Raw genomic sequence first — 7502 nt, 5'->3', positions numbered from 1 at the left:
GCCCCAGAACCGACCAACCCAGCACTGACCCCGACCGCTAACCCTGGAACCCAGCACCCCACCCACTACCCTCCCAAACCCTAGTCACCCAAAACCCAAAAGTGCGAACGAACACGCTACTCGTGCTACTCGTGCCACCTGTACATCATCACCTTCCCCCGCGCATCCTCTTCAACAAAAACCAAATACTCGCCATCCGCCTGCCGGCTCGCGCTAATGCCATTCGGCACATCCACCCACCCTGACGCACCACCCACTTCCGGCCCCGGCTTGATCACCCCAACCTCTCGCCCCGTATCCTTCTCATACACATGCACGGTCCCAACCGGTTCCACCGTGAACAGATACTTGCCCTCAACCGTCAAACCAATCGTCGTAGCCAGCGGCTTGCTCTTCGTGTCCCAAGGCAACTCAACCGAATACCGCTGCACCGGATCCTTCGACCAATGGTCGTATCTAATCAACCGCCGACCCACTTCCTTCCAGTACCCACGGTCAAACGGCTCGTCAGCCGTGTACCCAGTCAAATACATCGTGTCCGTATCCGCCTCATACACCGCTCGCTTCACCACGTTGAACGGCGCCGGCATCGCATAGTTCTGCGCGTTGTCATACGCATAAACCGGATTGCCCACACGATCCACTCCACCGTATCGAAAGCGATTGATCCCGCGCGTGTCACTCGTGTGCCAAATATCACCCTTCGTATCAACCCACCACCCCCATCCACCAGGATTAGGTAGTAGTCCGTTGTTCACGTCGAACTCGTTCGCCTCAAACCGGCCATTGCCATTCGTGTCGCGCCAGATCCAGTCACCATGCGGCGGATGATTCGGAATGTTCTCCGCACCACGCTCCCGTCCTGCAAAATAGCCAGAAGGAATCGCCAGCTCTCCATCACGCTTTGCATCGAAGCGATAAATCTTCAAATGATCCGAATACATGTCCGTCAAGTACAAGAAAGTCCGGCCGCCCACCTTGCGAGCGATCGGCTGTCCCGGCCAGTCATCGACGCTAAAGCTCGGGTCCTCGGGATACTTGAACCGCCCCGACAAGAAACCCACGTACTTCCATTCCTGTCCCGCCGGCTTCGACAAATCCAGCTCAAAACGCTTATTGCCGGTGTAGACACTGTTCGGACGCGCCGGGTCCATCCATGCGCCATCCACAAACAACAATCCCTGCACTTGCCACAACTGCCTGCCATCAGACGCATAACTCTCAAGCGTCGCACCGAGTCCCGCACCCGTCGAACCCTGCCGCACACCAATGCCGTTCGTCGATACATAAACATTCCCGGCCGCATCCGCGCCCACGCCGGTCAGCCCGTTGAACCGCTGCGGACCAGGACGCCCCGCGACACCCGAAAAAATGCCGCCACGCTCACCCAGCGCACCGGACTCGCGATACTTGCCGGCACCGCCATCGCGCGTGAAGATCACCACTTGCTGACGCGGTCCGTTGTCAGCAACCAGCAAACGTCCCTGCACATCTATCGTCAAATCGACGGCGTCGGTGCCCGCGGCCAGCGCCGGCGCATCGTCGATCACCACACCCGCCGGCGTGTAATGCGCAAGCCGCGCGCGGCCGCCCTGCGTATTGACCAGCGCCCATAGCGTGCCGTCCTTCGCGAGCGCCAAACGCCCCGGCTGCGTCGCGTTCCATTTGCTCTTTTGCTGCATCGACTCGGCGTCGTACACCTCGATGCGGTTCATCGCGGTATTCGCCACGTACAACAACGCATCCGATGCAGCCAGCCCGCCTACGTCCTGCTTCACGTCGTCCGTCTTCGCTGCGCCGCGCTTGTCTTCCGGCGCCTCGTTGATCATCAGGAAAGCGGCGGCGAGCTGCGCGTGCCCGTCTTTATCGGCGGCCAGGTTCGCCTGGAACGCCACACTGCGTTTCACGTCGCGGATGTCCCGCCGCGACACGCCAAACCACTGCTTGCCCTTGGGCGGCCACACACCCGCCTTCGACAAATTGCCCCGCTCGTTGCCCACCCCGACCGCGACAAATGCATAGCGCCGGTTAAGCGCGATCGCGTTGCCGCCGTAGTTGCCCCAGCCGTGCGTGCCACCGGCCGTGCCAAGCACCTTGCCGTCCTTGTAGATGCTCACTTCCGCGCCGCTTTCGTCCCACGGCGCGTTGGTGTACACCCGGCCGTCAGGCGTGACGGCGATCGCGGTGATGTTGATCTGCGTCCACGTGCCATCGCCGAAACCAAAGGTGTTGCCAATCCAGGATGTACGCGCCTGCAACACAGTGGGCGATGCCGGATACGCAGAGTCCACTGCAGCCAGACCGAGCGCGCCCACAACCAGAAAACGTGATGCCCAAAACGATAAACACGAAAAACGATGCAAGAGGTTTTCTCCGTCTGAGAGCGGCCGGCTCTGCTCCCATCGGCCGATGGTGCAGTAGAGACGTCACGGCCGTTACTCGGGTTAGCCAAGACTACCGTTCAAATATTGCAAAAAAATCTGAAATAAATGGAGTGCGATGCTGGATCACCAGTGGTGAATGAACCACACAATGCGACCAATTACCGTTAGAAGCGACTTTTAAACGGCCCCCTCGCAGCGCACAAGGCGCCAATAAGACGCTGGAGCCATTGTCAGCGTGGCACCAGAGCCTCGACTGACTTTCACACTGACTTATTTCTTTCAAAAAATTGTTTCGAAAAGTAATAAATACGACGTCTTTCAGACCTCTCAGAGCGGACTTTCCGGAAATACTTTTTAACACGTGATCTCAGGCTATTTAATATTTTCCAGTCGATTCTTCATAGAATAAGGAAAGCGTAATGTTCGACTGTCGGACTAAAGCCGCGCGCAGCAGGCGCATTACGCTTCGCTACACCACGGTCAGGATCGAGACGGGAATTGCCGATATCCGAAGATCTCGTGTGGGCATTCGGCAATTAATTGGCGGTACTTCACGTCCGGCGCCGGTCACACCCGGTGTTCCGTCCCCTTGAAAGAAGGGCTACGTGATAAAATCGACGATTAAATTGATGCGGAAAATGGCTGGAAAACGCCGTGGCGCTTCGCGCAGAGCGGAACTGTACGTTCTCATGCGAATCGCCGTTTCATGATGGAATCCATCGTTCGACGGTCGCATCGTCGTAAAACGGCAAGTAACTGGCGTCACCGGACGAGGCATGCAGAATCATTCCCGGCATGCCGCAACCCTTTGCCAAACGGCCGCCGCCTATATCAAGCGCAATGAACGACATAAAACATCCTGACGGCGGCAAACGCCGTCGCGCTCTCATCACGGGTCTTTCGGGCTTTACCGGACGTCACATGGCCACGCGTCTGCTGGACGAAGGTTACGACGTATGGGGCACGACTTCGCCTGCGTCCGAGCCCGACGTGCCCGGCACGACCGGCGTTCCGCTCAACCTGCTTGATCTCGACGCGGTGCGTGCGTGCGTTAGCGATGCCCAGCCCGATGTAGTCGTTCATCTCGCCGGTCTCGCACACGTCACGGGCAACGCGCCCACACAAAGTTATCTTGTCAACATCATGGGCTCGCGCAATCTGCTCGACGCGTTGTCGCAGCTCGACAAGAAGCCGCGTGCAGTGTTGATGGCGAGTACATCGAATGTGTATGGCAATGCGAACGTGGAAGTCATCGACGAAAACGTGCCGCTGAGTCCCGGCAACGACTATGCGGTCAGCAAGCTCGCGATGGAAAACATGGCTCGCTTGTGGCTCGACCGCCTGCCCGTCTTCTTCACGCGGCCGTTCAACTACACCGGCGTTGGCCAGGGCGAAGATTTCCTGTTGCCGAAGATCGTCAATCATCACGCGCGTCATGAAGCCCGTATGTCGCTTGGCAATCTGGCTGTGAGCCGCGATTTCTCCGATGTCCGCGATGTCGTCGAAGTCTATACACGGCTGCTGGAAATCGCGCCTGCGGGCGAAGCATTCAATACGTGTTCAGGCACCGGTCATTCGCTTGGCGAAATCCTGGGCATGATGGAGCGTATCGCCGGATACAAGATCGAGATTTTCGTCGACCCGCGCTTCATGCGGCGCAATGAGATTGCGAAGCTGGTGGGTTCGAACGGCAAGCTGCGGCGTGCGATTGGCCGCGTGCCAGTCACCCCTATCTACGACACGCTCGAGTGGATGTTCAAACATGCGCGCGCGCAAGCCGAGGGTGAAGCCGTGCAGAGTGCCGCAGTCGTCAAGACGTGACGTGGCTTGTGTGATCGGGGTGAGCAGGGTGATCGGCGTGTGCGGTATGACCGGAGACCAGATCATCCGCGGCTATCTGCAGTGACGATTGCCGTCTATAGATCTCGGCAATCCATTCTATAAACACCTTCACTCGCCGTGGCTGATGCCGGTTCGCCGCATACAGGATCGACACCACGCGCGGATACGACGGATACGTCCGCAGCACTTCCCTCAGCGCGCCGCTTTCCAGATACGAGGACAGCGTATAGCTCGACGCCTGGATCAGTCCGAGGCCGGCGAGGCCGCATTCCACATACGAATCCGCGTCATTGACCGCCAGCATTGCCTTGAGCGGAATGGTCTTGGTTTCGCCGTCCACCACGAACTCCCAGCTTCTGACGCGGCCGGTCTTGCTCACCAGATAATCCACGCACATGTGGTGTTCGAGATCCTCGAGTGTCTTGGGCTCGCCATATTTCTCGATATACGACGGTGCTGCCGCAGTAACCTGGGAATAGCGGCCGATCTGCTTTGCCACCAGGCCGATATCGCCGACAGCGCCTACGCGAATCACGCAATCCACGCCTGCTTCGATGATGTCGACCTGCTTGTCGGTCAGGCTCAATTCCACGCGAATATCCGGGTAGGCCGCGAAGAATTCGGGGAGTGCGGAGATGATGGTGCTTTTTGCCATGAGTGCGGGCAGGCTGACGCGCACGGTGCCTTTTGGGCTTAACTTGGAGCGTGACAGGACGGACTCCATGTCGTCCACTTCGCCGAGTACGCGTACGCATCGTTCGTAGTAGATCTCGCCGTCTTCGGTGATGCTGATGCTTCGCGTGGTGCGGTTCAGGAGGCGTGCGCCGAGATGTGCTTCGAGTGCCTGGACGGTGCGGGAAACGCTTGCGGCAGGCAGGCGCAATGCGTCAGCGGCCTTGGAGAAGCTGCCGCTCTCGACCACGCGGACGAAGACTTTCATTGCTAGAAAACGGTCCATAACAGTCGGTTCCATTCTGGCCCGCAGATGTCAGGTATCTGGGGTTTTGCTGCTGCGCGGGCCTAAATAGACATACTACGACGGTTTTGGTGCGTTCCGCTTGCCGTGGGTTCTGGGGGGCGTGTTCGGGGGGCTGTTTGGGGTTAGTGGTCGGAGTTGATGCTGGGTTTTGGGGTTAGCGGTCGGGGTCTATGCCGGGTTGGTGCTTTCGGCGTTAGTGGTCTGCGAGAGTCGGATTTTCTCTTTATCACTATTAGCCACTGTGCGTGGCGGCACGTCATTTCTTTGTCCAAAGCGACAAAGAAACGAAGCAAAGAAAACGCTTTCAACCACGCTACCCTAAGTGTCCACAGCGTGCAGTTTTCATTCATGGGTGCCCCAAAAGCACGGTGCTCGCCAGAGCCACGGATGTTTGAACCCCTCCTTCTCCGAACACCGATACCCACACGCTTCGCCACCAGTGATTGAACCTGCCCAAGGAGCACCCCGCGCTATCCGCGGACAACCGCCCCAACAAATTTTGTACGCACCTCGAACCATGTAGCCAACCCGCCAAGAAACAATGCTGCAGAATGCGTAAGGCCGTGACCGACGAAAATAGCTGTACAGAACGCGCAGCCAATCCACAAAAAATGAGGCAGTAAACACAAACACGCGTGAAGCTGTGGCCTATGAATACGGTCGCACAGACCAGGTAGCAAACCTGTCAAAAAACCGCAGCCGTAAATACCTGTAAGGCCGTGCGGGTTCCTTAGCAAGGGTGCTTGCCCGAGAGCGTACGGGGCGAAGCGTGTTCATGTCAGGATTCGCGAGAAGGAGGGGTTCAAACATCCTTCGCTCTGGCGAGCACCGTGCTTTTGGGGCACCTATGAATGAAAACTGCACGCTGTGGACACTTAGGGTAGCGTGGTTTAAAAGCGTTTTCTTTGCTTCGTTTCTTTGTCGCTTTGGACAAAGAAATGACGTGCCGCCACGCACAGTGGCTAATAGTGATAAAGAGAAAATCCGACTCTCGCAGACCGCTAACGCTGAAAGCACCAACCCGGCATCAACCCCGACCACTAACCCCAGAACCTAGCACCCGGACCAACCCCCCCCATCCCAAGTGCGAACGAAAATCAACACCCTACACCGATCGCTTCGCTATAAACCGCCGCCACGCGCCTGGCAATCACCGGCGTATCGAAATTCTCGCGAGCATAACTCCGGCACTCCTGCTCCGTCGGCAATTCCAGCGACCCATCCAACGCACCAATCAAGCCATCGGCAATAGCATCCACCCCCGTCGACGACAAAACAAGACCCGCCGATAAAGGTGCAACCGCCTCCGGCAGCCCCCCGACCGGCGTCACCAGCACCGGTGTCCCGGAAGCCAGCGACTCCACCGTAATCAGCCCAAAACCCTCCAGCGCAACCGTCGGCACAATACTCACATCCGCCGAACGATAAAGCGCCGCCAAATGCCGGTCAGGCACAAAACCAAGCAGCCTGACATTGTCGTCAAGACCCGCATCCGTAATGCGCGCCTGCAACTCCTCAGCAAGACGCCCCTTCCCCGCGATCAACAGCAACACATCCGGTTGCCTGGCCTTCACGCGCTTCATCGCTTCAATCAAATCCTCCAGCCCCATCCGCCTGACCAGCCGCCGCACCGCAAGCACAATCGGCCGGTCCTGCGGCAACTGAAGCCGGCGACGCGCATCGGAACGGCTCAGCGGCAGGTTGAACTGCGAGACATCGACACACCCCGGCACCACGCGAATCCGCTCCGCAGGAATGCCATAACGCGACTGCAATATCTCCCCAAACGCCTCCGACAATACGATCAACCGCGACGACCGCGCATACACCCGCTGCTCAAGCATCCGCTTGGTCCGCTGACCAATGGAATCGGCACCCTCGACATGGCTCTCATCCGCCCACGGTCCCTGGAAATGCGAAACCTGCGGAATGCCGCGCGTCACATCAAGACCCGGAAAGGTATAAAGCGCGAAATGCGACGACACCACATCCGGCCGCTCACGGCTCAACGACGCCCGCAACGCACGGCGCGCAGCCATCAAGCGGCGCGGCAAGGACTGCGCCGCCGGACCGAAGCCGCGAATGGCGCCCTCCGTGTCCGCCGCCACCCGCGCCGATCCCGCGACCACGCCGCGTACCGTCACGCCGGCGCCCGGCAATGCTCCGACCAACGTGTGATACATCCGGTCCAAACCGCCCGCACGCTCGGGGAACCAGTGCATTCCAATTTGCAGCGACTTGATGGCTTGCGTGCTCATGTCCACGACCCTGATCGAAATTGTTGATGGATAACGACA

Annotated in this window: 4 protein-coding genes; 1 reads left to right on the top strand and 3 read right to left on the bottom strand. The window is 58.6% G+C overall.

Annotation, left to right across the window (positions count from 1 at the left end; all coding sequences use genetic code 11):
• Positions 1 to 125: 125 nt before the first annotated feature.
• Positions 126 to 2291, bottom strand: coding sequence for a hypothetical protein (locus HB376_RS28680; RefSeq protein WP_346730601.1), 2166 nt, complete (start codon positions 2289 to 2291; stop codon positions 126 to 128).
• A 933-nt stretch (positions 2292 to 3224) separates the two neighbouring features.
• On the opposite strand from HB376_RS28680, the gene HB376_RS28675 reads away from it, so the two are divergent.
• Complete coding sequence (locus HB376_RS28675; RefSeq protein WP_213767091.1) at positions 3225 to 4205, top strand: GDP-mannose 4,6-dehydratase; 981 nt, start codon at positions 3225 to 3227, stop codon at positions 4203 to 4205.
• Here the strand turns inward: HB376_RS28675 and HB376_RS28670 are convergent.
• Both HB376_RS28670 and HB376_RS28665 read right to left on the bottom strand, forming a co-directional pair.
• Positions 4195 to 5184: a LysR family transcriptional regulator gene (locus tag HB376_RS28670; RefSeq protein ID WP_213767090.1), complete on the bottom strand. Its 990-nt coding sequence runs from the start codon at positions 5182 to 5184 to the stop codon at positions 4195 to 4197. The genes HB376_RS28675 and HB376_RS28670 overlap by 11 nt on opposite strands.
• Positions 5185 to 6302: 1118 nt before the next feature.
• Entirely contained in the window at positions 6303 to 7463 is a 1161-nt protein-coding gene (locus HB376_RS28665) for a glycosyltransferase family 4 protein (RefSeq protein WP_213767089.1), read from the bottom strand.
• Positions 7464 to 7502 lie beyond the last annotated feature (39 nt).

This window comes from Caballeronia sp. dw_19, from assembly GCF_018449515.1.
Taxonomy (GTDB): domain Bacteria; phylum Pseudomonadota; class Gammaproteobacteria; order Burkholderiales; family Burkholderiaceae; genus Caballeronia.
This window is presented reverse-complemented; position numbering and strand designations above follow the sequence as displayed.